The 2,564-nt window shown below is 65.6% G+C and carries 2 protein-coding genes and 1 pseudogene; all 3 read left to right on the top strand.

Going from position 1 to position 2,564, the window contains the following annotated elements; genetic code table 11:
* Positions 1 to 558, top strand: a pseudogene (locus JOY90_RS14635) (gfo/Idh/MocA family oxidoreductase); the annotation flags it as partial.
* A gap of 2 nt (positions 559 to 560) precedes the next feature.
* Complete coding sequence (locus JOY90_RS14640; protein ID WP_291691832.1) at positions 561 to 1,649, top strand: aldose epimerase family protein; 1,089 nt, start codon at positions 561 to 563, stop codon at positions 1,647 to 1,649.
* 10 nt (positions 1,650 to 1,659) lie between these two features.
* The coding region (locus JOY90_RS14645) for a cellulase family glycosylhydrolase (protein WP_291691833.1) at positions 1,660 to 2,564 on the top strand (905 nt) is incomplete at its 3' end.

Below are 2,564 nucleotides of genomic sequence, written 5' to 3' on the forward strand. Positions count from 1 at the left end.
GCGGTCGAGCCGGCGCGGAGGCTGCTGGCGGATCGCAAGATCAAGCAGGTCACCATCACCTGGAAAGAAGACGTGCGCGTCTGGCATCCCGGTCAGGACTGGATTTTCGCAGCCGGTGGTTTCGGCGTGTTCGATCCGGGCATCAACGCGCTCTCGATCCTGACCCGCATCCTGCCGCGGCCCGTATTCGTCACCCGCGCCGAGCTCGGCTTTCCCGCCAATCGCGAAGCGCCGATTGTCGTCGAGATGGACATGGCCGATGCAGCCGGGCTGCCGATCAAGGTGGAGCTCGATTTCCGTCCGCCACCGCCGCAGACCTGGGACATCCGCATCGAGACCGATCGCGGCCCGCTTCTGATGTCCGGCGGAGGTGCCAAAATGAGCGACGGCGACAAGGTCGTGATCGATGCGGCGAAGGAGGAATATCCCGCGCTCTATCGCCGCTTTGTCGAGCTGACGTCGAACGGCGAGTGCGATGTCGACCTCGCACCATTGCAGATCGTCGCGGATGCCTTTCTGCTGGGGCGGCGCTACAACGTCGAAGCTTTCGAGTTCTGATCATGAATGCAGCAAGCAAGCCCAAAGTCGAGCGTGCATCCTTCGGCAGGATGCCTGACGGCAACGAGGTCGAGCGCATCGTGCTGCGCGGCGCGGAAGGGTTTGAAGCCGGCATCATCCCCTATGGCGCGGTGCTGCATACGCTGCACGTGCCCGATCGCAACGGACGTAGCGACGACGTCGTGCTCGGACACGACACGTTCGACGAATATCTCGCCCAGCGCAAATTTCTGGGCGCCACCGTCGGCCGTTATGCCAACCGGATCGCCGGCGGGCAGTTCATGCTGGATGGCGCGACCATCAAGCTCGACACCAACAACGGACCCAACATGCTCCATGGCGGCAATGACGGCTTTGACCGCAAGCTGTGGCGCATCGTCGAGGTCAGGGAGACGCCGGAGCCGGCCGTGGTGATGGCGTATACCAGCGCTGATGGCGAGCGCGGCTTTCCCGGACGGGTCGAGGCGCGCGCGACTTATCGGATCACAGGTCCGGCTGAGCTTTCGCTGACGCTCGAGGCGACCACCGATCGTCCGACCGTCATCAATCTCACCAATCACAGCTTCTTCAATCTCGACGGCGCGCTGTCGGAAAGCCAGATCCTCGATCATCGCATCCGCATCGTCGCCGAGCATTTCCTCGCCACCGACGCGACCTCGATCCCGCTGCCGGGCCCGCCGCATCCCGTTTCCGACACCCCGTTCGATTTTCGCCAGTTGCACGCGATCGGCTCGCGCATCCGCGGCGATGACGAGCAGTTGCGGCGCGGGCGCGGCTACGACCACAATTACTGTCTGCCGGCAGGCGAGGGCGTGCGGCTCGCCGCGCGGGTCGAATCGCCAAGGAGCGGCCGGGTGATGGAGCTCCATACCAACCAGCCGGGGCTGCAATTCTATTCCGGCAATTTCCTCGACGCGACCACGGTCGGCAAGGCGGGGAAAATCTACCGGATGGGCGATGCGATCGTGCTCGAGCCGCAGATGTTCCCGGACACGCCCAACCACCCGGAATTCGGCTCGATCCGGCTAGAACCCGGGCGGACCTACCGCAATGTCATCGTCTGGCGCTTCTCGACCGTGCCGGCGCGCTGAGGAGACCCGGATGACGCCCATTCGCCTCGTCGCCGCCCTGGCCGCGCTGGCGGCGCCCCTTCCCGTCCCAGCCGCCGCGCAGCAGAAGATCGTCACGGCATCGGCGGAACGATGGTCGGCGGCGCAAGCACAGGATTGGTATGCGCACCAGCCTTGGCTGACGGGAGCCAATTACATTCCCGCGGACGCGATCAACCAGCTGGAGATGTGGCAGGCGACGAGCTTCGATCCGGCCGAGATCGATCGCGAGCTGGGCTGGGCGGAGCAATTCCGCATGAACACGATGCGCGTGTTCCTCCACGACCTCGCCTGGAAGCAGGATCCGGCCGGTTTCAGGCAGCGCATCGACCGCTTCCTCGGCATTGCGGCGAGGCACGGCATCCGGCCGGTCTTCGTCCTGTTCGACAGCTGCTGGGACCCGGACCCGAAGCTCGGCCCGCAGCGGCCGCCGATCCCGGGCGTCCACAATAGCGGATGGGTGCAGAGCCCCGGCCGCGCCGACCTGCTCGATCCGGCGAACGACACGCGCTTCCGGGCCTATGTCGAGGACGTCGTCGGCAGCTTCGCGAACGACCAGAGGGTGCTCGCCTGGGACCTGTGGAACGAACCGGACAATGACGGCGGGGGCAGCTACGAGGATCCCTCGGTGCAGAAGCGCGAGCTCGCTCGCATCGAGCATCTTCTGCCGCAGATCTTCGCCTGGGCGCGCAGCCGGCATCCTACTCAGCCGCTCACCAGCGGCATCTGGTCGGGAAGCGACTGGACGCCCGCCGCCAAGCTGACGCCGATCCAGCGCACCCAGCTCACCCAATCGGACATCATCAGCTTCCACGATTACGGCTGGCCGGAGGAGTTCGAGGCGCGCGTCGCGCAGCTGAGGCAATGGGGCCGGCCATTGCTCTGCACCGAATGGAT

The organism is Bradyrhizobium sp. (assembly GCF_019242285.1).
Taxonomy (GTDB): domain Bacteria; phylum Pseudomonadota; class Alphaproteobacteria; order Rhizobiales; family Xanthobacteraceae; genus Bradyrhizobium.